Origin of the sequence: Stenotrophomonas sp. BIGb0135 (assembly GCF_024810105.1) — a bacterium.
GTDB classification, from domain to species: domain Bacteria; phylum Pseudomonadota; class Gammaproteobacteria; order Xanthomonadales; family Xanthomonadaceae; genus Stenotrophomonas; species Stenotrophomonas maltophilia_AB.
This window is the reverse complement of sequence record NZ_JANUDX010000009.1, coordinates 30,326-53,858: the sequence shown is the minus strand read 5'-3', so window position 1 is coordinate 53,858 and position 23,533 is coordinate 30,326. Positions and strand designations below refer to the sequence as shown.

22 protein-coding genes are annotated in these 23,533 nt (G+C 69.9%); 15 read left to right on the top strand and 7 right to left on the bottom strand.

Going from position 1 to position 23,533, the window contains the following annotated elements:
* Nucleotides 1–35: 35 nt before the first annotated feature.
* From M2421_RS16400 to M2421_RS16390, 3 genes are all read right to left on the bottom strand, one after another.
* Nucleotides 36–734, bottom strand: coding sequence for a ComF family protein (locus M2421_RS16400; protein ID WP_259208721.1), 699 nt, complete (start codon nt 732–734; stop codon nt 36–38).
* Nucleotides 735–839: 105 nt separating this feature from the next.
* On the bottom strand, nt 840–2,111 hold the full coding sequence (locus M2421_RS16395; RefSeq protein ID WP_259208720.1) for a HipA domain-containing protein: 1,272 nt from the start codon (nt 2,109–2,111) through the stop codon (nt 840–842).
* Between the two features lie 2 nt (nt 2,112–2,113).
* Nucleotides 2,114–2,650, bottom strand: a complete 537-nt coding sequence (locus tag M2421_RS16390; RefSeq protein ID WP_259208718.1) for a helix-turn-helix transcriptional regulator — start codon at nt 2,648–2,650, stop codon at nt 2,114–2,116.
* Nucleotides 2,651–2,896: 246 nt separating this feature from the next.
* Here M2421_RS16390 and bioB point away from each other — a divergent pair, with 246 nt between their 5' ends.
* The 5 genes from bioB to bioC all read left to right on the top strand — a co-directional run bounded on the left by bioB (nt 2,897) and on the right by bioC (nt 7,765).
* Nucleotides 2,897–3,931 carry a biotin synthase BioB gene (gene bioB / locus M2421_RS16385; protein WP_259208716.1) on the top strand — a complete coding sequence of 345 codons (1,035 nt, stop codon included), beginning with the start codon at nt 2,897–2,899 and terminating at the stop codon, nt 3,929–3,931.
* Between the two features lie 85 nt (nt 3,932–4,016).
* The gene (gene bioF / locus M2421_RS16380) at nt 4,017–5,228 is read left to right on the top strand and encodes an 8-amino-7-oxononanoate synthase (RefSeq protein ID WP_259208715.1); all 1,212 of its coding nucleotides are present in this window, start codon (nt 4,017–4,019) and stop codon (nt 5,226–5,228) included.
* Nucleotides 5,229–5,244: 16 nt separating this feature from the next.
* Entirely contained in the window at nt 5,245–6,006 is a 762-nt protein-coding gene (gene bioH / locus M2421_RS16375) for a pimeloyl-ACP methyl ester esterase BioH (RefSeq protein ID WP_259208973.1), read from the top strand.
* Nucleotides 6,007–6,063: 57 nt separating this feature from the next.
* The gene (locus M2421_RS16370) at nt 6,064–6,846 is read left to right on the top strand and encodes an SDR family oxidoreductase (RefSeq protein WP_259208713.1); all 783 of its coding nucleotides are present in this window, start codon (nt 6,064–6,066) and stop codon (nt 6,844–6,846) included.
* Nucleotides 6,847–6,880: 34 nt separating this feature from the next.
* Entirely contained in the window at nt 6,881–7,765 is an 885-nt protein-coding gene (gene bioC, locus M2421_RS16365) for a malonyl-ACP O-methyltransferase BioC (protein WP_259208711.1), read from the top strand.
* Between the two features lie 573 nt (nt 7,766–8,338).
* Here bioC and M2421_RS16360 read toward each other — a convergent pair.
* Nucleotides 8,339–8,950: a YdcF family protein gene (locus M2421_RS16360; RefSeq protein WP_259208710.1), complete on the bottom strand. Its 612-nt coding sequence runs from the start codon at nt 8,948–8,950 to the stop codon at nt 8,339–8,341.
* Nucleotides 8,935–9,894 (bottom strand): pyridoxal-phosphate dependent enzyme, encoded by a 960-nt coding sequence (locus tag M2421_RS16355; RefSeq protein ID WP_259208707.1) that lies wholly within the window; start codon nt 9,892–9,894, stop codon nt 8,935–8,937. Before M2421_RS16355 ends, M2421_RS16360 begins: the two co-directional genes overlap by 16 nt.
* Before the next feature lie 146 nt (nt 9,895–10,040).
* Between M2421_RS16355 and M2421_RS16350 the strand changes: the two genes are divergently transcribed.
* From M2421_RS16350 to M2421_RS16305, 10 genes are all read left to right on the top strand, one after another.
* The gene (locus M2421_RS16350) at nt 10,041–10,556 is read left to right on the top strand and encodes a hypothetical protein (RefSeq protein ID WP_259208705.1); all 516 of its coding nucleotides are present in this window, start codon (nt 10,041–10,043) and stop codon (nt 10,554–10,556) included.
* 481 nt (nt 10,557–11,037) lie between these two features.
* Nucleotides 11,038–12,927: a tRNA uridine-5-carboxymethylaminomethyl(34) synthesis enzyme MnmG gene (mnmG, locus tag M2421_RS16345; protein ID WP_259208703.1), complete on the top strand. Its 1,890-nt coding sequence runs from the start codon at nt 11,038–11,040 to the stop codon at nt 12,925–12,927.
* An 87-nt stretch (nt 12,928–13,014) separates the two neighbouring features.
* Complete coding sequence (locus M2421_RS16340; protein WP_259208701.1) at nt 13,015–13,833, top strand: nucleotidyltransferase domain-containing protein; 819 nt, start codon at nt 13,015–13,017, stop codon at nt 13,831–13,833.
* Nucleotides 13,834–14,046: 213 nt separating this feature from the next.
* Nucleotides 14,047–14,577 carry a gamma carbonic anhydrase family protein gene (locus tag M2421_RS16335; protein WP_259208700.1) on the top strand — a complete coding sequence of 177 codons (531 nt, stop codon included), beginning with the start codon at nt 14,047–14,049 and terminating at the stop codon, nt 14,575–14,577.
* Nucleotides 14,578–14,748: 171 nt separating this feature from the next.
* Nucleotides 14,749–15,435: an RDD family protein gene (locus tag M2421_RS16330; RefSeq protein WP_259208698.1), complete on the top strand. Its 687-nt coding sequence runs from the start codon at nt 14,749–14,751 to the stop codon at nt 15,433–15,435.
* Nucleotides 15,432–16,424 carry a stage II sporulation protein M gene (locus M2421_RS16325; protein ID WP_259208696.1) on the top strand — a complete coding sequence of 331 codons (993 nt, stop codon included), beginning with the start codon at nt 15,432–15,434 and terminating at the stop codon, nt 16,422–16,424. The genes M2421_RS16330 and M2421_RS16325 overlap by 4 nt, the downstream gene beginning before the upstream one ends.
* Entirely contained in the window at nt 16,414–18,096 is a 1,683-nt protein-coding gene (locus M2421_RS16320) for a DUF4129 domain-containing protein (protein ID WP_259208695.1), read from the top strand. Before M2421_RS16325 ends, M2421_RS16320 begins: the two co-directional genes overlap by 11 nt.
* Nucleotides 18,093–19,316 carry a DUF4350 domain-containing protein gene (locus M2421_RS16315; RefSeq protein WP_259208693.1) on the top strand — a complete coding sequence of 408 codons (1,224 nt, stop codon included), beginning with the start codon at nt 18,093–18,095 and terminating at the stop codon, nt 19,314–19,316. Before M2421_RS16320 ends, M2421_RS16315 begins: the two co-directional genes overlap by 4 nt.
* On the top strand, nt 19,313–20,335 hold the full coding sequence (locus M2421_RS16310; protein WP_259208691.1) for a MoxR family ATPase: 1,023 nt from the start codon (nt 19,313–19,315) through the stop codon (nt 20,333–20,335). The genes M2421_RS16315 and M2421_RS16310 overlap by 4 nt, the downstream gene beginning before the upstream one ends.
* Before the next feature lie 37 nt (nt 20,336–20,372).
* A complete protein-coding gene (locus tag M2421_RS16305) occupies nt 20,373–21,671 on the top strand; it encodes a DUF58 domain-containing protein (RefSeq protein WP_259208689.1) in 1,299 nt (432 codons plus the stop codon).
* Here M2421_RS16305 and M2421_RS21000 read toward each other — a convergent pair.
* The gene (locus tag M2421_RS21000; protein ID WP_310440150.1) at nt 21,649–22,020 is read right to left on the bottom strand and encodes a hypothetical protein; all 372 of its coding nucleotides are present in this window, start codon (nt 22,018–22,020) and stop codon (nt 21,649–21,651) included. The genes M2421_RS16305 and M2421_RS21000 overlap by 23 nt on opposite strands.
* 334 nt (nt 22,021–22,354) lie before the next feature.
* Complete coding sequence (locus tag M2421_RS16295) at nt 22,355–23,533, bottom strand: glutathionylspermidine synthase family protein (RefSeq protein WP_259208686.1); 1,179 nt, start codon at nt 23,531–23,533, stop codon at nt 22,355–22,357.

Here is a 23,533-nt window from a genome sequence, read left to right as displayed (position 1 = left end):
CCTGGTGGGGACAACACGGGAGTATAGCGCCGCCGTCATGGCACCCGCGCGCACACCCACAACGCGACATCGGGCAGGCCGGCACGCTGCACGGCATGCACCACCGCATCCAGCGTGGCGCCGGTGGTCATCACATCATCGACCACGGTCAGCCGCGCCGGTGGCGGCGCAGTCACCGCGAACGCATCGCGCAGGTTGTCGCGCCGCGCGTCGGCATCCAGGCGTGACTGCGCCGCGGTCAGGCGATCACGCTGCAACCCGCGCCACAGCGGTTGCCGCAGTGCGCGCGCCAGCGGCCGGGTCAGTTCCAGCGCCTGGTCGTAGCCGCGCGAACGCAGCCGCCGCCAGTGCAGCGGCACTGGCGCCAGTGGCCCGGCGACGAACGTGGGCACGCGCTGCAGCATGAGCTGGGACAGCAGGCGTCCGGCAGCCAGGTCCTGGTGGAACTTGAAACGGATCAGCAACTGGTCCACCGGCGCGGCATACAGGAACACCGCAGCGGCGGCGGATTGGCGGGGTGGCTCGTGCAGGCAGCTGCCGCAGCGCTCGGCAGGTTCGTGGGCTGGCAGTGGCAGCGCACACAGCGGACAGGCGTGGTCATTCCATGGCAATGCGGCATGGCAGGCCAGGCACAGGTCGCGCCCGTCGGCCCCGGGTTCGTCACAGACCAGGCAGCGCAGCGGCAGGGCCTGTCGAGCAAGCCACGCCAGCGAATGGAACCAGTGAAAAGGCAACGTATCACCGCAGCGCGTGGAGTGCGACAAGGCTGCCGCCTCGGTCGGCGAGTGTCTGTCAGTGCGTTCCCTTCGAGAGCGTCGGCGATTTGCCTTGCAGGTGCCTCATCGGTCGGCGTCGATCACCGACGCCATCAGCTCGATTTCGGCACGTTTGGCACCGTGCGCCTTGGCAACCGCCTGCCATTTGCGCACCGCGTGCCGCACCTGCCTTTCAATGACAGCAGCATCGGCCGGCGTCAGCTGGTAATACGCGGCCGTCGCCAGAACATGCACGGTCGTTGGCGTGGGATCGGCATCGTCCAGCGCCAGCACGTGCGTGTCGCTGGCCGTATTGGGGTTTACATCGAACGCAGGGGAAAGCGACCAGCCCGTTCGGGTACGCAGGAAGCCATGGTTACGCAAGTGGTCATCGCGGTTACCGACCAGCACGTTGAACAGGGCCCTGCGGAAAAGCTGGTTGAGATCGTCTGCGATGCCCCCCTGCGTGCCGACGTTTTCGATCACCTGGGCCAGATCCAGGTAGCTATGGCCTTCGCTGTGCGTCGCGTCGAGCAGGGTGAACGCCGACGCGTAGTGGCGCCGCCCATCAGGACTACGATCAAAGCGCTGGACGGCGAACGTGTGCCCGCGCGCGGACAGCGGCAGCAGCGCGGCCGGCGGCATCAGTACGCCAGCATCCGTGGCGAGGCGGTAGGTGATGTATTCCCAGAGCCCGACGTCATGACGGTCTTCGTTGCCGGGAAACTTCGCCAACCACAGCGCACCGTTCGAATCCCGATACCCTGCCTTGGGGCGGGCCCCGCCCAATGACGCCCCAGGTGCGACGAGCTGGATCAGCCAGCGTGTTTCTTCGTCGCGGGTGAGTCTGGCACCGGCCTCCACCTTTCCCGCGATGCTCTCCAATCGGCGCAGGTCGGTGACCGGCGGCGCGGCCGGACTGTCCGAAGCGATCCACGTCTGCGTGTGCGGATCACGCAGACGCAGCGCCCCCATGCGGGTGGTGTCATCCACACCCATCAGGTAGTCCCACGGCCGCAGGGAGCGGCGAGCCCCGCCATCGCGATTGGCGCGCACCGCATCGCGCCGGTCCATCAGCATCCGCCCCCAGCGATCGGGCGAGCAGTCCTGGAACGCAGCCGTTGCCTCGCCGGCGCCTGTGCGGGCGAACTGGTGGCCCTCCACCAGCGGCAGGCCGGGGTCGAGTGCGAAAGGAGCGATACCCATGGCGCCACGCAGCCAGACATCGGCGTAGGCAAAGGCGACGGTGTCGCCGGTGCGACCGGCGTGCCGGCTGATCCATCCCACCTGCACCGGCGGGCAGAGTTCCGGTGCGTCGAACCAGACTTCACGGTCGATCTGCTCCCGGCCAGCCATGTTCAGCGGCTCCCGGGGGCGCGGGATCGACGCCGCGTCGGCGTTGCAGCCGGAGCATCGAGACGTGGCGCGCGATGGCCTGCAACCAATGCGTATCGGTCGCCGGTTGCGTCCTGCGATGGCCCGGGGGGATCGGTCGAATAGAGGGGGCGCGTGTCAGCACCCCCTGGCTCCCGGACCTGCAGCGTGGCGGGCGCACCTTGCGGGCGCGCTGCCCTGCTGGTTGTGGCGGGCACGCGGCGCGGTGGCGGTCGCTTCAGGCTGCTTGCGGCCAGCTGCGCGCCCAGCGCGTCGTCCGCTGCAATCAGCTCGATGTCCCGCTCCAGGCCCAATGCGGAAAGCACGCGCAGGACGGTGGACAGGCTGGTGCCCGCGTCGCCCGCTTCCAGCTTGCCTATGGTGGTGCGATCCACGCCGACGCGCTCGGCCAGGTTTGCCTGGCTCATGCGACGCGCGAGCCGTGCGGTACGCAGGCGCTCGCCGAGCGCGGCAATGCGCCTGGCGTCTCCTGGTCTTACCGGTGGCGTTCGCTTGGCCATGCTGAATTAAACCATCACTTTGGCGCTGGATGTAATTTTTATCTCACATTGTATACGTCATCAGGACATCGCCAGGCGCGCATGGTCCATAAAACCAACATTTGCTGGAGTTTTGATGGATTTATTCAACATAAGGTCGCTCGAGCAGACGATCCACTGTAAACCCTGTCTTTACTTAAAAAGTTGACAGCCTTCGCCGCACTCACCAGACTGCCGCCCTTTCGCCTCTCTCCGTCAGGACACCCCATGGCTGCCGCCCTCCGCCACGACTGGCACCGCGACGAACTGCTGGCGCTGTTCGCGCTGCCGTTCCCGGACCTGCTGCACCGCGCCGCCGGCATCCACCGCGAGCACTTCGATCCGGCGGAAGTGCAGGTCTCCACCCTCTTGTCGGTCAAGACCGGCGGTTGCCCCGAGGACTGCGCGTATTGCCCGCAGGCCCAGCGTTACAGCACCGGGGTGGCGGCGCAGAAGTTGATGGACACCGACGCGGTGGTGGCCAAGGCCCGCCAGGCCAAGGCGGCCGGCGCCTCGCGGTTCTGCATGGGCGCGGCCTGGCGCTCGCCCAAGGATCGCGACATCCCCAAGGTGGCGGCGATGATCCGCGAGGTGAAGGCGCTCGGCCTGGAAACCTGCGCCACGCTGGGCATGCTCAGCGGATCGCAGGCCGAGGCGCTGCGCGAAGCCGGGCTGGACTACTACAACCACAACCTGGACACCGCGCCGGACTACTACGACGCGATCATCCACACCCGCCAGTACCAGGACCGGCTGGACACGCTCGCCCACGTCCGCGACGCCGGGCTGAAGACCTGCTGCGGCGGTATCGTCGGCATGGGCGAGACCCGCGAGCAGCGCGCCGGCCTGCTGCTGGCGCTGGCCACCCTGCCCGCCCATCCCGACTCGGTGCCGATCAACCGGCTGGTGCAGGTGGCCGGCACCCCCCTGCATGGCACCACCGCGCTGGACCCGTTCGAGTTCGTGCGGATGATCGCGGTGGCCCGCATCGTGATGCCGCGGTCGATGGTGCGGCTGTCGGCCGGGCGCGAGGCGATGAGCGATGAGCTGCAGGCGCTGTGCTTCCTGGCCGGGGCCAACTCGATCTTCCATGGCGAAAAGCTGCTGACCACCGGCAACCCGGACACCGCGCACGACCGGGCCCTGTTCGAGCGGCTGGGGCTGCGCCCGATGGCGGTCCAGGTGGACGCGGCCGACCACGACCACCCGGGCACCGTGCACGCGGACATCACCGCCGGCCACGGCTGTGGCCGGGCCGCCTGAGGCCGGCGCCCCGGCCGCCCGGCCGGGGCAGCGCGGCGCCCGCCAACCGGGTACGCTAACTGCCCATCCATGCCAGCCGACGACCATGGCCCGCCCCGACCTGCACGACCGCATCCAGGCCCAGCGCAAGCTCCGCGACGCGCAGGGGCGTCTTCGCGTTCGCCGCACGGTGACCCGTCGCGATGGCGTGCGGCTGGAGATCGACGGCCAATGGCTCACCGGCTTCTGCAGCAACGACTACCTGGGCCTGTCGCAGCAGTTTGGCGTGGTCAGCGCGCTGCAGGACGCGGCCGCGCGCGAAGGCGCCGGCGCCACCGCCTCGCACCTGATCTGCGGCCACCATGCCCTGCATGACGCGCTGGAGCGCGAAATGGCCGACTGGCTGGGCTATCCGCGCGCGCTGCTGTTCGGCAGCGGCTTTGCGGCCAACCTGGCCGTGCAGCAGGCCCTGCTCAGCGAAGAAGACGACGTGTGCGTGCAGGACCGGCTCAACCACGCCAGCCTGCTCGATGCCACCCGCCTGGCCGGCTGCCGCCTGCGCCGCTACCCGCACCTGGATACCGAAGGCGCGCTGCGCCAGTTGAAGCACGCGCCGGACGGCGCGGCGATGCTGGCCACCGATGGCGTCTTCAGCATGGACGGCGACATCGCCCCGCTGCGTTCGCTGTCGCTGGTGGCGCGCATGCAGGAAGCCCTGCTGTACGTGGACGACGCGCACGGTATCGGCGTGGTCGGCGAACACGGCCGCGGCTGCGTGGCCGATGCCGGCCTGGGCGTGGCCGACGTGCCACTGCAACTGGCCACGCTGGGCAAGGCGCTTGGTGGCAGTGGTGCGGTGGTGGTGGGCGATGACGCCCTCATCCAGCACCTGGCCGAAACCGCCCGCCCCTACATCTACACCACGGCGGTGTCGCCGGCGCAGGCCGCCGCGTCGTTGGCCGCGGTCAAGCTGGCCCGGCGCGACGACTGGCGCCGCGAAAAACTGGGCGAGCTGATTGCCGTGTTCCGTGCCGGTGCACGCCAGCACGGGCTGGAACTGATGCCCTCCGATACGCCCATCCAGCCGCTGCTGTGCGGTGCCGAATCGACCGTGATGGCGCTGTCGGCCGCGCTGGAAGCGTCCGGCTTCCTGGTCAGCGCGATCCGCCCGCCGACCGTGCCCGAAGGCAAGGCGCGCCTGCGCGTGACCCTGTCGGCACTGCATACCCCGGCGCAGGTGCGTGCACTGACCGATGCGATCGGGCATGCCCGCGACACCGTGCTGCGCCAGCAGTCGCTGGATGCATTGAGCGCGTGAGCCGGTCGCTGTGAGCCTGCATATCGAGGTGCTCGGCCAGGGGCCGGCGCTGGTCCTGATCCATGGCTGGGCCCTGCACGGCGGGGTGTTCGCGCCGCTGGTCGACCGCCTGTCCGCGCAGTACCAGCTGCATCTGGTCGACCTGCCCGGGCACGGTCACAGCCGCGAAGACACCACCCCGCTGCGCCTGCCGCACGTGGTCAACGCCATCGCCGCCGCCACGCCGCCGGCGGTGTGGTGCGGCTGGTCACTGGGCGGCCTGTTCGCGCTGCATGCCGCCGCCACGCTGCCGCAGGTCCGCGCGCTGGCGATGATCGCCGCGACCCCGCGCTTCGTGCGCGCCGACGACTGGCCGCATGCGGTCGAGCCGGCGGTGTTCGAGCAGTTCGGGCAGGACCTGGCGCAGGACTACCGCGGCACCCTGGAGCGCTTCCTGGCACTGGATGCGATGGGCTCCGAACATGCCCGGCAGGAACTGCGCAGCCTGCGCGAGATGCTGGTGGCGCGCGGCGAGCCGGCCCCGCGCGCGCTGCAGGAAGGTCTGCGGCTGCTGGAGACCACCGATCTGCGTGGCGCCCTGCCCGGGCTGGGCAAACCCAGCCTGTGGCTGGCCGGCCAGCGCGACCGGCTGGTGTCGGCAACGGGCATGCAGGCGGCCGCCGCGCTGGCACCGGCGGCGCGCGCGCACGTGGTTGCCCACGGCGGCCATGCCCCGTTCCTGGGCCACGCCGACGAGGTCGCCACGCAGCTGCAACACTTCGTTGCCGGCCTGTCCTGACCCCATCACCGCGCATCGCCGATCATGTACGCCCGTCTCTCACCACAGGATTGACCCATGGACCTTGGAATCGCCGGGCGCTGGGCCCTGGTCTGCGCCGCCAGCAAAGGCCTCGGCCTGGGCTGCGCGCGTGCGCTGGTGCGCGAAGGCGTCAACGTGGTCATCGCCGCGCGCGGCGAAGACGCGCTGGACCGCGCCGTACGCGAACTGCAGGCGCTGCCGGGCGCGCGCAAGGTCATCGGCGTGGTCGCCGACATCACCACCGTCGACGGCCGGCAGGCCGCGCTGGCGGCATGCCCGCAGGTCGACATCCTGGTCAACAACGCCGGCGGCCCGCCGGCCGGCGACTTCCGCCAGTTCACCCGTGACGACTGGATCGCCGCACTGGACGCCAACATGCTGGCCCCGATCGAGCTGATCCGCGCCACCGTGGACGGCATGATCGAGCGCGGCTTCGGCCGCGTGGTCAACATCACCTCCTCCTCGGTGAAGGCGCCGATCGACATCCTCGGCCTGTCCAATGGTGCGCGCTCGGGGCTGACCGGCTTCGTCGCCGGCCTGGCGCGCAAGACCGTCGCGCACAACGTCACCCTCAACAACCTGTTGCCCGGGCAGTTCGACACCGACCGCCTGCGCGGCAACTTCGCCTACCTGGCCCAGCAGCAGGGCATCGACGCCGGCCAGCTCGCCGAGCGCAAGCGCACCCACATCCCGGCCGGCCGCTTCGGCACCGCCGACGAGTTCGGCGCCGCCTGCGCGTTCCTGTGCAGCGCGCACGCCGGTTACATCACCGGGCAGAACCTGCTGATCGACGGCGGCGCCTACCCGGGTACGTTCTGATCCTTGCACCCTTGTTTTCCGCAGTGAGCCTTCCATGACGTCCAGCTTCGACCCCCGCCACGTCCGCCGCGCGTTCTCGCGCGCCGCCAGCAGCTACGATGCCGCCGCCGCGCTGCAGCGCGAGGTGGAAAAGCGCCTGCTGGAATCGCTGGACTACCTGGAAGACCGGCAGCCGCAGGTGGTGCTGGACATCGGCAGCGGCACCGGCCATGCCAGTGCGGCGATGAAGAAGCGCTGGCCCAAGGCGCAGGTGATCGCGCTCGACCTGGCCGAGCCGATGCTGCGCGAAGCGAAGAAGCAGGCCGGCTGGTGGAAGCCGTTCTCGCGTGTCTGCGCCGATGCACAGGCCCTGCCGCTGCTGGACCAGAGCGTGGATGTGATCTACAGCAACCTGTGCCTGCAGTGGGTGGACGACCTCCCGGCGGTGTTCGCCGGTTTTCGGCGCGCGCTCAAGCCTGGCGGCCTGCTGCTGTGCTCCACGTTCGGCCCGGATACGCTGATCGAACTGCGCGAGGCCTTCGCGCAGGCCGACGCGGTGCCGCATGTCAGCCGCTTCGCGCCCATCGCCCAGTTTGGCGATGCATTGATGATGTCCGGCTTCCGCGACCCGGTGCTGGACCGCGACCTGTTCACCCTCACCTACGACGACCTGACCGCACTGATGCGCGAACTGCAGGCCATCGGTGCCACCAACGCCCGCCACGACCGCCGCCATACGCTGACCGGGCGCGGCCGCTTCGCCGCTGCGCGCGCGGCCTACGAGCCACTGCGGCGCGACGATGGCCGCCTGCCCAGCAGCTGGGAGGTCATCTATGCCCACGCCTGGGCGCCCGAAGCGGGCGCACCGATCCGCGAACACGGCCACGACGTCGCCAGCGTACCGGTCTCGGCGATCCCGATCCGGCGCAGGACGCCCTGAGCCAAAAGCGCGCATCGCGTAGAGCCGACCGTTGGTCGGCTACCCGGATGCCAGGTCGGTGGCCCAGCCGACCAACGGTCGGCTCTACGCGGCTGGCTACCCGGATGCCAGGTCGGTGGCCCCAGCCGACCAACGGTCGGCTCTACGCGGCTGGCTACCCGGATGCCAGGTCGGTGGCCCAGCCGACCAACGGTCGGCTCTACGTGGCTGGCTACCCGTATGCCAGGTCGGTGGCCCCAGCCGACCAACGGTCGGCTCTACGCGGGCTACGCCGGGAACAGGTTGCGATGGAAGAAATAGATTTCCTGCACCAGGAACGTCCAGCTGGTGTGGAATCGGCGATCCCGATCCGGTGCAGAACGCCCTGAGCCGAAGGCGCTGATCGTAGAGCCGACCGTTGGTCGGCTACCCGTATGCCAGGTCGGTGGCCCAGCCGACCAACGGTCGGCTCTACGCGGCTGGCTACCCGTACGCGTGGCCGGCGGTGCGGCCGACCAACGGTCGGCTCTACGTGGCTGGCTACCTGTATGCCTGGTCGGTGGCCCAGCCGACCAACGGTCGGCTCTACGCGGCCTATGCCGGGAACAGGTCACGGTGGAAGAAATAGATTTCCTGCACCAGGAACTTCCAGCTGGTGTGGAAGCTGCGGAAGCGCGTGCTCGGCGTGGAGGACGCCAACGCGTCGATGCCCAGCTCGCGCGCCAACCGCAGCGCGCGCGCCATGTGCAGCGGATCGCTGACGATGATCACCCGGTGCAGCTCGCGCTGCTGCATCAGCCGCCGTGCCTCGATCAGGTTCTGGCGGGTGGTGCGCGAGGCGGTCTCGATCAGGATCGCGTCATCGGGGATGCCCTGCTTGAGCGCATAACGGCGCGCCACCTGCGATTCGGAAAAGCGTGCACCGCTGCCGCCGTAGCCACCGGTGAAGATCAACAGCGGCGCATAGCCCTGCTCGTACAGGTCCAGCCCGTGGCGGATGCGCTCTTCGAACACCGGTGACGGCTTGGCATCGTAGGCGGCCGCGCCCAGCACGATGATCGCGTCGGCCTTGGCCGCCTGGTCGCGTTCACCCACCCACACGATCCAGGCGGTCACGCCCAGCAGCCAGGCCGCCAGCACGATGCACAGCCGCCACAGCCAGCCCAGCACGCCCACCCGCGCGCGCCGGCTCATGCGCGCGCCCACGGCAGTGCGTCCAGGTCGACGTTGCCGCCGGACAGCACCACCCCGACCCGTTGCCCGGCAAACTGCGCCGGGTCGGACAGGATGGCCGCCAGGGCGATCGCCGAGGACGGTTCCACCACCTGCTTGAGCACCTGCCAGAGCAGGCGCATCGCCGCCACGGTGGCGGCATCGGGCACGGTGACCACCTCGGCCTTGCCCAGCAGCAGCGTGAAATTGGGCGCGCCCAGGGTGGTGCGCAGGCCGTCGCAGACCGTGTCCGGGGTGAAATCGATGCGACGTTCGCCAGCGGCCAGCGAGCGTGCGGTGTCGGCGGCTCCCTCCGGCTCGGCCAGCACCAGCCGCGCCTGCGGTGCCAGCGCCTGCAGCGCCAGCCGGGTTCCCGCGGCCAGCCCGCCTCCCCCCACCGGCACCACCAGCACGTCCAGCGGGCCGTGGCTGTGCAACAGTTCCAGCGCCGCGGTGCCCTGCCCGGCGATCACCCGCGGGTCGGCATAGGGATGCACCAGGGCGGCGCCGGTCTGCGCCTGGACCTGCGCGCACATCGCTTCACGCGCCTGGATGCTGGGCGCACAGCGCCAGATGGTGGCGCCATGGCGGACGATGTTGGCCAGCTTGGCCGCCACCGCGCCCTCGGGCACCACCACGTTGCAGGCAATGCCGCGGGTGCGTGCCGCCAGCGCCAGGGCGGCGCCATGGTTGCCCGAGGAGTGGGTGACCACCCCGCGCGCGGCCTGGTCCGGGTCCAGCGACCAGACGGCGTTGCACGCGCCCCGGAACTTGAACGCGCCGCCGCGTTGCAGGTGCTCGGCCTTGAACGCCAGCGCAGCGCCCGCCAGCCCGTCGAGTACGTGCGACTGCAGCACCGGGGTCACGCTGGCATGCGGGGCGATACGTGCGGCGGCCGCCAGGAGGTCGTCGACACAGGGCAAGGGTGAATCGCTCATGACGCAAGATTAACGTATGGCCATGGTTCGCAACGCGTCGCCCGGGCGTGACACCATGGCAATCATTCATCGGATCGGGGCCGAGTTAAGGGCCGATTCAACGCGGCGGGCTGAAGCTGGCTGCATACCCTCGGGGGGACCCCATCATGAAATTGCGCCTGATCTTCGCCGGTGGCCTGCTGTTGGCCCTGTCCGGCTGCGCCACGTACGACTATGTCGGCGGCGGCGGTGGCAGCGGCTACTACCACGGCGCCCCGTCGGTGGAATACCGCTACCCCTACGGTTACCCCTATGGCTACGGCAATGGCTATGGCTATGGCAGTGGCTATTACGGTGGCGGCTACTACGGGGGTGGCTACGGCTACCCCAACTACCGCCCGTATCCCAACTATCGCCCGCCGCAGCACAACCACAACCATCGCCCGCCGCCGCGCCCGGGCAACGGCGGCAACCCGCCGGTGCGTCCGGACCGTCCGCGTCCGCCCAGCAATGGCGGCTCGCCGTGGCGGAACATGGACTCGCTGGCGCGGCCACCGCAGCAGCAGCAACGCCCGCCGCAGCCGCAGGCGCGTCCGGCCCAGGCTCCGCGCCCGGCCCAGCGCTCCAACGGTTCACCCTGGCGGACTATGAACAAGTTGAACCAGCGCACAGTTGAGCCCTGATCCATCTTGATTTTCACCACCCACCCGGTTCAATCTAGGCGGGTGGTGACGGGCTCGGTCGTAAAGTGACAAAAACGACACAGCGCGTCACATCCAGTTCTATGTCGATATCCGCCGGGAAACTCTGGATCCCCCCTGTTCCGGCCCCGACGGATGTCGGCACCTACAACGCAGAAGGCCCCGCCATGGCGGGGCCTTCTGTTTTCGGGTCGCGGCGGAGCACGCAAAAAAACAGGGCCGACAGTCCCCCGACTGTCGGCCCTTCTGCTTCCCCGGGATGCGCATGGACCGGCCCCTGTTCCAATTCCGGTCCGTAGCGCCATGGGCGCCTGCCATCCTGGGTGCTATTGGGTTATCTGCAGAAAACGTGCCAACTTGAGGGCTGTTTTCGGCGATCGCCCCGTTTGGCGCTAAAATCACCACCCGCGGCCTGGTTCCAGGGCCGATCCTGGGCCACGCGCGCCCCCCGAGCCCCAAGCCAATGACCGACTCCTTCTACCGTTACGACGTCATCGTCATCGGCGGCGGCCACGCCGGCACCGAAGCCGCGCTGGCGTCCGCGCGCAGCGGCGCGCGCACCCTGCTGCTGACCCACAACGTCGAAACCATCGGCGCGATGAGCTGCAACCCGGCCATCGGCGGCATCGGCAAGGGCCACCTGGTCAAGGAGATCGACGCCCTGGGCGGGGCGATGGCGCATGCCGCCGACCGCGCCGGCATCCAGTGGCGCACCCTCAATGCGTCCAAGGGCCCGGCCGTGCGCGCCACCCGTTGCCAGGCCGACCGCAATCTCTACCGCATGACCATCCGCCAGATCGTGGAGGCCCAGCCCAACCTGACCGTGTTCCAGGCGGCGGTCGACGACCTGCTGATCGACGGCGACACCGTGCGCGGCGCGGTGACCCAGACCGGGCTGACCTTCCACGCACCGGCAGTGGTGCTGACCGCCGGCACCTTCCTGGCCGGCAAGATCCACGTCGGCCAGACCCAGTACGCCGCCGGGCGCATGGGCGACCCGCCGGCCACCACGCTGGCCGCTCGCCTGCGCGAGCGCCCGTTCGTGATCGACCGCCTGAAAACCGGCACCCCGCCGCGCATCGATGGCCGCTCGCTCGATTACAGCGTGATGGACGAGCAGCCCGGCGACGATCCGCGCCCGGTGATGTCCTACCTGGGCGATGTGTCCGAGCATCCGGCCCAGGTCAGCTGCTGGATCACCCACACCAGCGAGCGCACCCACGAGATCATCCGTGCCGCGCTGCACCGCTCGCCGCTGTACAGCGGCCAGATCGAGGGCATCGGCCCGCGATACTGCCCGTCGATCGAAGACAAGGTGGTGCGCTTCGCCGAGAAGGCCAGCCACCAGATCTTCGTCGAGCCCGAAGGTCTGGACGTGGTGGAGATCTATCCCAACGGCATCTCCACCTCGTTGCCGTTCGACGTGCAGCTGGCCCTGGTGCGCAGCATCGGCGGCTTCGAGAACGCCCACATCACCCGCCCCGGCTATGCGATCGAGTACGACTTCTTCGACCCGCGCGGGCTGGACAACACCCTGCAGACCAAGAGCGTGGCCGGCCTGTTCTTCGCCGGCCAGATCAACGGCACCACCGGCTATGAAGAAGCCGCCGCGCAGGGGCTGCTGGCCGGCCTCAACGCCGCGCGCCACGTACGCGGGGACGCGGGCTGGTGCCCGCGGCGCGACGAGGCGTACCTGGGCGTGCTGGTCGATGACCTGATCACCCACGGCACCACCGAGCCGTACCGCATGTTCACCAGCCGCGCCGAGTACCGGCTGCAGCTGCGCGAAGACAATGCCGACGTGCGCCTGACCGGACTGGGTCGCGCGCTGGGCCTGGTCGACGAGCGCCGCTGGGCGGCCTTCCAGACCAAGCAGGAGGCGGTCGCGCGCGAATCGGCACGCCTGCGCGCGTTGTGGGCCACCCCGGGCAATGCGCTCGGCCGCGAAGTGGAAGCCACCCTGGGCGTAGCGGTGAGCCGCGAAACCAACGTGCTGGATCTGATCAAGCGCCCCGAGCTGGACTACGCCCAGCTCATGCAGGTGCCGTCGCTGGGCCCGGCCGTGGCCGACCCGAAGGTGGCCGAACAGGTCGAGATCGGGGTGAAGTACGCCGGCTACCTGGACCGCCAGCGTGAGGAAATCGAGCGCCAGCAGCGCCACGAGAACACCGCCATTGCCAGCGATTTCGACTATGCCAGCGTGCGCGGCCTGTCGGCCGAAGTGCAGCAGAAACTCGAACGCGTGCGCCCGCAGACCATCGGCCAGGCCCAGCGCATCCCCGGCATGACCCCGGCGGCGATCTCGCTGCTGCTGGTGCACCTGGAACGCGCACGCCGCATCCGCGCCGCGTGAGGCGACCCCCACCCCGCCAGCGCCGACCCTCGGTCGGCCCATAGGTTCCACCGCCCCCGCAGCGCTGCAGGACGCAGGAGAGCAGACATGGATATCCACCCGATCGCGCCGGACAAGCGCGCCGCCATCATGGTCGAACTGGAGCGCATCGAACGCGTACATGACGTGCGCGTGCTGATGGCCTGCGAGTCGGGCAGTCGCGGCTGGGGCTTTTCCTCGCCCGACAGCGATTACGATGCGCGCTTCATCTACGTGCATCGCCAACCGTGGTACCTCAGCGTCAACGAGGCCACCGGGCCCGGCCAGGCGCAGCGGGACGTCATCGAATTGCCGATCGACGACGAACTGGACGTGAGCGGCTGGGACCTGCGCAAGGCACTGCGGCTGGTGTCCAAATCCAACCCGACCCTGTCCGAATGGCTGCGCTCGCCGATCGTGTACCGGCAGGACGACGCGGCGGTGGCCGCGCTGATGGATGCAGTGCAGCAGTTCCATTCGCCGTTGGGCAGCTGGTGGCATTACCTCAACATGGCCCGCACCAACTTCCGCGGCTATCTGCGCGGCGAGCGGGTGCGCACCAAGAAGTACCTGTATGTGCTTCGCCCGCTGCTGGCCTGCCGCTGGATCGAGTGCGAGCCCGATCCGCCGCCGATGGCCTTCGAGCTGCTGCTGGATCGCCTGCTGCCCCACGGCCCGGTGCGCGCGGCGATCGACCAGTTGCTGGTGGTCAAGCGGGCCAGCGCCGAGGTTGCCGATGGCCCACGGAACGGGGTGATCAGCGCGTACATCGAGGCCGAACTGGCGGCGATGGAGCATGCCGCGCCGCCGCTCGCGTCGGGCAGTGGCGACAGCGGGGCGTTGGACGCGCTGTTCCGCCAGATGCTGGCCACGCACGCCCCCCGGTAGAGCCGACCGTTGGTCGGCTGCGCAACATTACCGGTGACGCCGACCATTGGTCGGCTGCGCAACATTCGCCGTCGGGGACGGGCAGCCGACCAACGGTCGGCTCTACCGGGGGGCATGCACGCCATCGGCGGGCGTCGGCGCCCCCGCGTTATCATCGGGGGCCGGGACAACGCTGCAGGCGGCGTCCCTGCCCCTGCGTTGCCGGAGTGCCACATGTCCCCGATCCGTCCCTTCCTCGACAAGCTTCCCGTCCTGGGCCAGCGCTGCTACATCGATCCGGCCTGCACCCTCATCGGTGACGTGGTGCTGGGCGATGACGTGTCGGTGTGGCCGGGCACGGTGATCCGCGGCGACGTCAACCACGTGCGGATCGGCGCGCGCAGCAATATCCAGGACGGCACCATCATCCATGTCAGCCACCACAGCCCGTACAACCTGGAAGGCTTCCCCACGCTGATCGGCGAGGGGGTCACGGTCGGCCACGGCACCATCATCCATGCCTGCACCATCGGCGATTACAGCCTGATCGGGATGGGCGCGTGCATCCTCGACGGTGCGCGGGTGGAGCGGCATGGCTTCGTCGGGGCCGGCGCAGTGGTCGGTCCGGGCAAGGTGGTCGGCGAAGGCGAGCTGTGGGTCGGCAACCCGGCGCGGAGGGTGCGCACCCTGACCGACAAGCAGATCGAATCACTGCATTACTCGGCCGACCACTACGTGCGGCTCAAGGACAAGTACCTGGGCTGATCGCCGTAACCGCGGTCGCCTGCCCGGCCCCGGCCCGCGCACCGGCGCTGGGCATCGGCGCGGCTGCACGGTAAAGTCCACAGCCGACCAGGAAGCAGTCGAGAACCGCATGCCCCCGCTGGCAGCAGACCGGAGAGGATTCCGGCCATCCCTTTCCCGCCGCGTGCGCGCATGAGCGCGACGATGCTGGACACCTACCGTGAAGTGATCACGCCCGAAGGCGTGCCGCTGCACCTGCCGGCCGCCGGCCCGGTGCCGCGTGCGCTGGCCTGGCTGATCGACTTCGTCATCCGCGTGGGCTCGCTGATGCTGCTGGGCATACCGCTCACCTTCCTCGGCGGGTTCGGGCAGGGCCTGTACCTGGCGCTGATGTTCCTGTTGATGTGGGCCTACACCATCGTGCAGGAAGCCCTGTGGGGGCGCACCGTGGGCAAGCGCGCGCTGGGCCTGCGCGTGGTCGCGCACGACGGTGCGCCGATCGGCTGGATGGCCGCGATCACCCGCAACCTGCTGCGCACGGTGGACATGCTGCCGTTCGCCTACGCACTGGGCCTGCTGTCGAGCCTGTTCGATGCGCACGGGCGCCGCCTGGGCGACCTGGTCGCCGGCACCGTGGTGATCCACGACAGCCTGCAGCCCCCCCCGGGCAGCCTGGCCATCGACACCGTGATGGCGCCGCCGCAGCCGCTGCAGCCGGCCGAGCAGGCGGCGGTGGTGGCCTTCGCCGAACGCGCACCGCGGCTGTCCTCGCCGCGCCAGCAGGAACTGGCCACGATCGTCGCCCCGCTCAGTGGCGGCGGCCAGGTCGGCGTGCTGCGCCTGTATGCCATGGCCAACTGGCTGCTGGGGCGTCGATGAGGCAGGAACAGTTCGTCGCCCGTTACCAGCACGAATGGCAGGCCCTGGAACGCTGGCTGGCGCTGCGCGGGGAAAGTGCGCGCCGCGCGCGTCGCCAGGTGGCCGACAACGCCCTCAACGACGAAGACATCCCGCAGCACTATCGCCGTCTGTGCCAGCAGCTGGCGCTGGCGCGCAAGCGCGGCTACAGCCCGCAGCTGGTGGCGCGCCTGCAGGTGCTGATGCAACAGGGCCACGGCCTGCTCTACCGCACCCCGTCGCCGCACTGGCAGCGCGCGCTGGAGTTCCTGTTCGCCGACTTCCCGCAACTGGTGCGCAGCCAGGCCCGCAGCATGTGGGCCGCCACCGCGCTGTTCGCGGTGCCGCTGCTGGGCAGCTTCCTGCTGGTGCAGTGGTACCCCGATTTCATCCACCTGTTGATGGACAACCGCGAGATCGCGGCGATGGAGAGCATGTACGACCCCTCCTCGCCGCACCTGGGCCGTGACAGCGGCACCGACTGGATGATGTTCGGCCACTACATCATGAACAACATCAGCATCGGCCTGCGCACCTTCGCCAGCGGCCTGCTGGCCGGGGTAGGCACGGTGCTGGTGCTGCTGTTCAACGGGCTCACCATCGGTGCGGTGGCCGGCCATCTGCAGCATATCGGCCATGGCGCTCCGTTCTGGCAGTTCGTGGCCGGGCATGGCGCGTTCGAGCTGACCGCGATCGTCATCGCCGGTGGCGCGGGCCTGCAGCTGGGCATGAAGCTGCTGGCGCCGGGTCGCCGACGGCGCATCGATGCGCTGGTGGACGGCGGGGTGATCGGAGCACGGTTGTGCCTGGGCGTGGCCGCGATGCTGCTGGTGGCGGCGTTCATCGAAGCATTCTGGTCCTCGATCGCCGAGGTCCCGGCATGGGGCAAGTTCAGCGTGGCCGGGGTGCTGTGGAGCGTGGTGCCGCTGTGGCTGTGGCGCGGTGGACGCGGGAGCACGCATGCGGATTGACCAGCTCGATGTGGTGCTGCGTGCGCGCAGCGGCTGGGAAGCCGTGGAGCTGGGCACCGCGCTGGTCCGCCGGCACGCGCGCGCGATCTGGCTGCCCTGGGTGCTGCTGGGGCTGCCGGTGTTCGCCGTGGTCAATGCGCTTGCATGGTGGGCGGACGCCTTCGGGCTGGCCTGGCTGCTGATGTGGTGGCTCAAGCCGCTCTTCGAACGGCTGGCCCTGTACGTGATCTCGCGCGGGGTCTTCGGCGATGCACCCACGCCATGGCAGGCGCTGCGCGCGCAGCGCCACTGGGGCTGGAGCGGCTTCTGGGGCTACCTGGGCTGGCGCCGGTTCAGCCCCCTGCGTGCGCTGATGCTGCCGGTGAACCTGCTGGAAGGCAGCTCGCCCGAACTGCGTGGCGCGCGCCGGCGCGCGATCGCTGGCGGTGCCTTCGGCCATGCCGTCCTGCTCACCCTGACCTGCATGATGTTCGAGCTGGTGCTGGTGGTCGGCTGCATCGCGACGATCTTCATGTTCATCCCGTTCGAGCTGCTGTCCGATTCCTGGCGAGCGGCATGGGCGATGGTCCGCACCGATACCCCGGCGTGGGCCAAGCTCGGCTTCAACCTGGCGTGCTGGCTGGCAGCGGCACTGATCGGCCCGTTCCATGTCGGCGCCGGCTTCGGCCTGTACCTCAACCGGCGCACCGAGATGGAGGCGTGGGACGTGGAAATCGCGTTCCGCCGCCTGCGCGATCGCCTGCAGCAGGCGGCACCGCTGCTGGTGCTGGCGCTGGTCCTGGGCTGGCCCGGCGGCACCCTGCACGCGCAGCAGGCGCACGGCGTGGACGAGCTGGCCGCGCAGGATGCGCAGGATGCGCATGCCGATACTGATCCCAATACCGATGCCAATGCGGATGCGGATGCGGATGCGGAGGACGAGGATGCCGAGGCCGAGGACGCGGCAGACGAACCCGCGCTGACCTACGACAACGATCCAGCCAATCGGCCGGAGAGCGTGTTCGGCACCGCCAGCGTGGATACCGCCGGCTTCCGCCAGGCCGTGCAGCGCGCCTACGAGGACCCGCTGCAGAGCCCGACGCGTACCGTGGTGCGCTGGGAACCGTCGCGGAAGGACGCGGCCGACAAGGACAAGAAGAAGGCGGGCGACGCGGACGCCGACAAGGGCAATGCCCGGCCCAAGGGGCCGGTGCTGCCGGCGCAGATCGCCGAATGGGTGTTGTGGGCCCTGGTCGGCCTGCTGTTGCTGGCATTGGTGGCGACCGCGCCACGTTGGCTGCGCTGGCTGCGTGGCACCGGCACGCGACGCCGCGCCCCGCCCACGGCGGTGGTGGAAGATGACATCCGCGTACCCGACGAGGTACCCCCGGATGCCGCCGCGCGCGCGCGCACGCTGTGGCAGCAGGGGCGCCCACGGCAGGCGCTGGCGCTGCTGTACCGGGCCAGCGTGGAGTCGATGACCGAGCGCACCCAGACCGCGTTGCCGCCAGGCGCCACCGAAGCGCAGTGCCTGCGCGCGTCGCGACGCATGCCCGACGAGGCCGACCGCACCCTGTTCGCGCGGATCGTCCGGGTCTGGCAGTACGCCGCCTATGCGGGGCGGCTGCCCGACGATGCCGAGTTCGATGCCTTGGCCAGCACGCTGCAGCAGCAGTTCCGGTGGCGCGCATGAGTACGCGCCTGCGCTGGCTGCTGGTGGTGCTGGGCGTGCTGGCCTTGGGCGTGCCGCTGACGATCGCCTTCCTGCGCACCCACGAACGGGTGACCCGCACCGAGCAGCTGCCGCCGCAGGGCGAGGCAAGCTACAACCCGCTGTACGTGCTGGGCCAGGCGTTGCGTGCCGATGGCATCACGGTGCATGCGCGCCCACGCGTGGACCTGGCGACGATGCCGCTGCAGCCACGCGACACGCTGGTGCTGCTGCAGGACAGCGCGACGCTGCCGGCGTCCACCGCACGCGAGCTGCTGGCCTGGGTCGCACGCGGCGGTCATCTGGTGATGCGTACGCCGCCGGCCGAACAGGCCGAGGTCGAGCCGGCCGAGGTGGAGCCGGCCGAGATCTCGCGCAATGGACCCCTGCTGGACGCATTGGGCGTGGACAGCATCGGTTACGGCACTGGCTGCCAACCGTTCCATGTACGCGATGACCCGCAGCACGTGGAGTTCTGCGGGGGCCGCCGTTTCGCCGTGGCACCGCCGCAGGGCATGCGCCTGGAGCGCAGCTGGGGCGAGGACAGCGACGAGTACGGGCAGGTGTTCGCGCGCCTGCGTCATGGCCAGGGCAGCGTGGACGTGCTGGCCGACCTGGAGTTCATGAAGGGCCTCGGCCGCCCCGCCCCTGACGACGCCCCCAACGCCAAGCCGGGCGACTACATCGACGGCCTGCACGACAAGGCGCACCGCGACCTCACCCGCTACCTGCTGGCGCCGCGCTATGGCGAGGGCAGCATGTGGCTGGTGTACGGGTCGCGCCCACCGTCGTTGTGGAACCGGCTGTTTTACCAGGGCTGGCCGGTGTGGGTGCCGCTGCTGCTGGCCCTGCTGGGCTGGTTGTGGCACCGCACGCAGCGCATGGGCAGCCTGCTGCCTTCGCCGGCCGTGGAGCGGCGCTCGCTGCTCGAACACGTGCGTGCCAGCGGCGAGCACCTGCTGCGCTATGGCAAGGCGCCCCTGTTGTACGACGCGGTGCGACGGGCCTTCCTCGGCCGCCTGCGGCGACGCGCGCCCACCGCGGCCGTGCTCGTCGGCGACGCGCAGGTGCAGGCCGTCGCCGCCCTGCTGCAATGGCCGCACGCCCGTGTCCACACCGCCCTGACCGCTCCGGCCTCGCACGACCTGCCCGGTCTGCGCGAGCGCATCCGCCTGCTGATCCAGATGAGAAACCTGCTATGACCGAGCCGACCCTGCCGCCGCTGCCCTCCTTCGAACCTGCCCCGGCCCCGTCCCCGGCCGTCGCCGGTCCCAGCCTGGTCGACCGCGTGGATGCCGTGCGCGAAGCGGTCGGGCGTGCCTTCATCGGCCAGCCCGAGGTGCTCGACCAGATCCTGATCGCGCTGCTGGCCGGCGGCCACGTGCTGATCGAAGGCGTGCCCGGGCTGGGCAAGACCCTGCTGGTGCGCGCCCTCGCCCAGGCGCTGGAGCTGGACTACGGCCGCGTGCAGTTCACCCCGGACCTGATGCCCAGCGATGTCAGCGGGCATGCGGTGTACGACCCCAAGTCGGAGAGCTTCAAGATCCGCCGCGGCCCGGTGTTCACCAACCTGCTGCTGGCCGACGAAATCAACCGCGCCCCGGCCAAGACGCAGTCGGCCCTGCTGGAAGTGATGCAGGAAGGCCAGGTCACCATCGAAGGCAAGGCGTTCGCGCTGACCCCGCCGTTCCTGGCGCTGGCCACGCAGAACCCGGTGGAGCAGGAAGGTACGTACCCGCTGCCCGAAGCGCAGTTGGACCGTTTCCTGCTCAAGGTGCTGATCGACTACCCGCAACTGGACGACGAGAAGCGCATGGTCGATGCGATCACCACCGGCCGCAGCGCGGCCGACTTCGACCTGTCGCAGGTGCCGCGCGTGCTGACCGCCGCCGAGGTGGTGGCGCTGCAGCAGGCCACCGCCGCGATCGCGGTCGACCCGGAAGTGATCGACTATGCGGTGCGGATCGTGGCCGCCACCCGTCGCTGGCCGGGCATCGCCCTCGGTGCCGGCCCACGTGGCAGCATCGCGCTGGTGCGTGCCGCGCGTGCGCAGGCGGTGCTGTCCGGGCGCGACTTCGTCACCCCCGATGACATTCGCGACATTGCCAAGCCGGCACTGCGCCACCGTATCGCGCTGGCCCCGGAACTGCAGATCGAGGGGCAGAGCGCCGACGACGCGCTGGACGCCCTGCTGGCCAAGGTGGAAGCACCGCGCAAATGAGCCTGCGGCGTACTGCTGACCACGCTGGGCCGCGCGCATGAGGCCGGCCCCGCTGCTGCTGGCACTGATCGTGGCCTGGGGCCTGCTCGGGCTGCCGGTGGTGTTCGGGGCGTGGCCACGCTGGACGTGGGCCGCCTGCGCTGCGGCGATCGCGCTGCTGGCGCTGGTGGACCTGCTGCGGCTGTGGCGGCAACCCTCGCCGAGCATCCAGCGCGAGCTGCCCGAAGCCCTGGCCCTGAACGTGGAACGGCCGGTGACGCTGCGCCTGGAATCCAGCCTGCGCCAGCGTGTGGAGGTGTTCGACCTGGTCCCGGGTGAGTGGTCGCTGCAGGGCCTGCCGCGGCGGCTGGCGCTCAAGCCGATGGTGGCCAGCAGCGTGCAGTACCGGCTGACCCCGACCGCTCGCGGGCGCTTCACCTTCGAGGGCGTGCACCTGCGCGTGCATGCGCCGTGGCGGCTGTGGCGGCAACGCCGCACCCTGCCGCCGGCGTTGACCGTGCGCGTGTACCCGAACTTCGCCCCGCTCACCCGGTTTGCGTTGTTCAGTGCCGAACAGGCCTCGCGGCTGGTGGGCGCGCACCTCAAGCGCCGGCGCGGCGAAGGCACCGATTTCCACCAGATGCGCGAGTACCGCATCGGCGACAGCCTGCGCCAGATCGACTGGAAGGCCACCTCGCGCGCGCGCAAGTTGATCTCGCGCGAGTACCAGGACGAAAAGAACCAGCAGCTGCTGCTGATGATCGACACCGGCCGGCGGATGATGGCCAGCGAAGACGGCCTGTCGCACTTCGACCATGTGCTCAACGCCGCCCTGGTGGTGTCCTACCTGGCCCTGCGCCAGGGCGATGGCGTGGGCCTGTTCGCCAGCGGCGGCGACAGCCGCTGGGTGGCGCCGCAACGCGGCATGGGCGCCATCGACGGGTTGCTGCGCGCCAGCTACGACCTGCAGGCGCGGCCGGTGGCCACCGACTACCTGGCCGCCGCCACCGAACTGAGCCTGCGCCAGCGCCGGCGCTCGCTGGTGATGCTGGTCACCAACGTGCGCGATGAAGACATCGAAGACCTGCTGGCCGCGGTGCGCCTGCTGCAGCGCCAGCACCTGGTCTGCGTGGCCAGCCTGCGCGAACGGGAACTGGACGAGGCCCTGGGCAAGGAGGTGGAGACCCTGCAGGACGCCACCCAGGCCGGCGCGATCGCCCGTTACCTGCAGCAGCGCAGCGACGCGCACGACGCGTTGCGCAGCCATCGGGTGATGGTGCTGGACGTCACCGCCGATGCGTTGCCCGGTGCGCTGGTGGAGCGGTATCTGGCGGTCAAGCGGGACGGGTTGCTGTAGGGGGCGAGGCCTGCCGGCCGACGGCGTTGGCCTGGGCGATCAGGCGCGCGGTGGCCTTCTGCAGCAGCGCGCGGTTGCGCGCGAGCTTCATCCACTGCGGCAGGCGCGAGAACATCGAGCCATTGGCCACGCCGGCGCGTTCGCGCAGCGGTGCGGCGGCGTAGTCGTGCAGCGCCTGCAGGTGTGCTTGGTTGTAGGCCCACAGCAGCCCGGCCCGGGTACGCGTGACCAGCAGCAGCGGCAGGCCGAAGTACGGGTCGTTGGATTCGGCATCGCGTAGCGGCGACCCGCTCACGCTGACCTCGCTGCTGCGGCCGCACTGCGCGCAGTGGGCGGCGAGTGTCGTCAACGGCGGCGATGCCGCCGCGCGATGCGCCTGCGCGCGCACCCACTGGTGCCCGCAGTACCCGCAGGGCCGCTGCCCGCTGTAGCGCACCGGCCCCACCCACGTGCCGGGACCGCACGCCGCGCACCCGCAGTTGTTTCCGTCCTGCAACGCGACGCTGCACGACAGGCAGCGGAAGCGTGCCGTCCTGGAGGACCTGACCACCCAGCCCGGCGCAGCACAGCGATGGCAGCGCACCGCGATGCGATCGGCGTACCGCCACAGGCCATGCCCATCATCCAGGTGGCGTCCGGCCACCGGCGCGGGACGCAGGCTGCGGTTGCGCTGCATCGCCATCTCAGACGTAGATGCCGGTGGGCGCCTGATCGATGATCGCGTGTGGCACGAAGCGGGCGCTGTCGCGGGTGATCCGGCTGTTGTCTTCGCGGATGCCCATGCCACACGCCTGGTCGCCCACCACCCAGCTGCCGACCAGCGGGTAGCCGCCATCGAACGCGGTGAGCGGGTGCGCGGCCTGGCGGATGGCCGGCCCGGTGTACGGGCCCTCGCTTTCCTGCCAGCTGCCGTCGGCCAGGTGCATGGCCACGTTGGCGCCCTCGCGGGAGAACAGCGGCTTGCGTACCCAACCGCGCGGCAGTTCGCTGCCATCGTCGAACTCGGCCGCCAACAGGTTCGGGTGGCCACGGTGGCGCTGCCACAGCAGGGGCAACACGCCCTTGTTGCTGAGGATCGCCTTCCACGCCGGTTCCAGCAGCTGCACGCCCGAGCCCGGCAAGGCCTGGCCGAAGGACTCGGTCATCAGGTCTTCCAGCGGGTACAGCTTGAACAGGCTGCCGATCACGGTGTCGTCCAGCGCGGTGAACCGCCCGTCCTCGGACAGGCCGATGTCTTCGATGGCGATCGCCTCGCCGCGCAGGCCGGCCTGGGCCGCGCAGTCGCGCAGGTAGGCCACCGTGCCCTGGTCTTCCTCGGAGTTGCCCACCGCACTGAAATACAGCGGCGGCGGCAACTGCGCCGACAACTGCGCGAAGCGCTCGACCAGCGCTTCATGGATCGCGTTGAACTGGTCGGCGTGTGCCGGCAGGCGGTTCTGGTTGCGCTGGTCTTCCAGCCATTGCCACTGGAAGAACGACGCCTCGAACAGCGAGGTCGGGGTGTCGTAATTGAGCTCGTAGAGCTTGGCCGGGCCGTTGCCGTCGTAGGCGAAATCCAGCCGCCCATACAGGTGCGGCTGGCGACGGCGCCAGCTGTCGGCGATCCAGTCGCGGAACTGCGGCGGGATCGCCAACTGGTCCATCAACTGCTGGCTGCCCACCACCTCCTCGACCAGGTCCATGGCCATCGCATGCAGCTCGGCGCTGGGGTCTTCGATGTCCTGCTCGATCTGGCGCAGGGTGAACGCGTAGTACGCGGTCTCATCCCAGTACGGCAGTCCATCGATGGTGTGGAAACGGAACCCCGACTCCTCTGCCCGGGCGCGCCACTGGCTGCGCTCGGCGATCCGCACGCGCTGCAT

Coding starts and splice junctions, on each gene's coding strand:
- M2421_RS16335 (WP_259208700.1), top strand. CDS start 14,047: ATGTCCCCGATCCGTCCCTTCCTCGACAAGCTTCCCGTCCTGGGCCAG.
- bioC (WP_259208711.1), top strand. CDS start 6,881: ATGACGTCCAGCTTCGACCCCCGCCACGTCCGCCGCGCGTTCTCGCGC.
- M2421_RS16395 (WP_259208720.1), bottom strand. CDS start 2,111: ATGGCTGGCCGGGAGCAGATCGACCGTGAAGTCTGGTTCGACGCACCG.
- M2421_RS16390 (WP_259208718.1), bottom strand. CDS start 2,650: ATGGCCAAGCGAACGCCACCGGTAAGACCAGGAGACGCCAGGCGCATT.
- M2421_RS16330 (WP_259208698.1), top strand. CDS start 14,749: ATGAGCGCGACGATGCTGGACACCTACCGTGAAGTGATCACGCCCGAA.
- M2421_RS16315 (WP_259208693.1), top strand. CDS start 18,093: ATGAGTACGCGCCTGCGCTGGCTGCTGGTGGTGCTGGGCGTGCTGGCC.
- bioB (WP_259208716.1), top strand. CDS start 2,897: ATGGCTGCCGCCCTCCGCCACGACTGGCACCGCGACGAACTGCTGGCG.
- bioF (WP_259208715.1), top strand. CDS start 4,017: ATGGCCCGCCCCGACCTGCACGACCGCATCCAGGCCCAGCGCAAGCTC.
- M2421_RS16320 (WP_259208695.1), top strand. CDS start 16,414: ATGCGGATTGACCAGCTCGATGTGGTGCTGCGTGCGCGCAGCGGCTGG.
- M2421_RS16305 (WP_259208689.1), top strand. CDS start 20,373: ATGAGGCCGGCCCCGCTGCTGCTGGCACTGATCGTGGCCTGGGGCCTG.
- M2421_RS16370 (WP_259208713.1), top strand. CDS start 6,064: ATGGACCTTGGAATCGCCGGGCGCTGGGCCCTGGTCTGCGCCGCCAGC.
- M2421_RS16295 (WP_259208686.1), bottom strand. CDS start 23,533: ATGCAGCGCGTGCGGATCGCCGAGCGCAGCCAGTGGCGCGCCCGGGCA.
- M2421_RS16355 (WP_259208707.1), bottom strand. CDS start 9,894: ATGAGCGATTCACCCTTGCCCTGTGTCGACGACCTCCTGGCGGCCGCC.
- M2421_RS16310 (WP_259208691.1), top strand. CDS start 19,313: ATGACCGAGCCGACCCTGCCGCCGCTGCCCTCCTTCGAACCTGCCCCG.
- M2421_RS16350 (WP_259208705.1), top strand. CDS start 10,041: ATGAAATTGCGCCTGATCTTCGCCGGTGGCCTGCTGTTGGCCCTGTCC.
- mnmG (WP_259208703.1), top strand. CDS start 11,038: ATGACCGACTCCTTCTACCGTTACGACGTCATCGTCATCGGCGGCGGC.
- M2421_RS16325 (WP_259208696.1), top strand. CDS start 15,432: ATGAGGCAGGAACAGTTCGTCGCCCGTTACCAGCACGAATGGCAGGCC.
- M2421_RS16340 (WP_259208701.1), top strand. CDS start 13,015: ATGGATATCCACCCGATCGCGCCGGACAAGCGCGCCGCCATCATGGTC.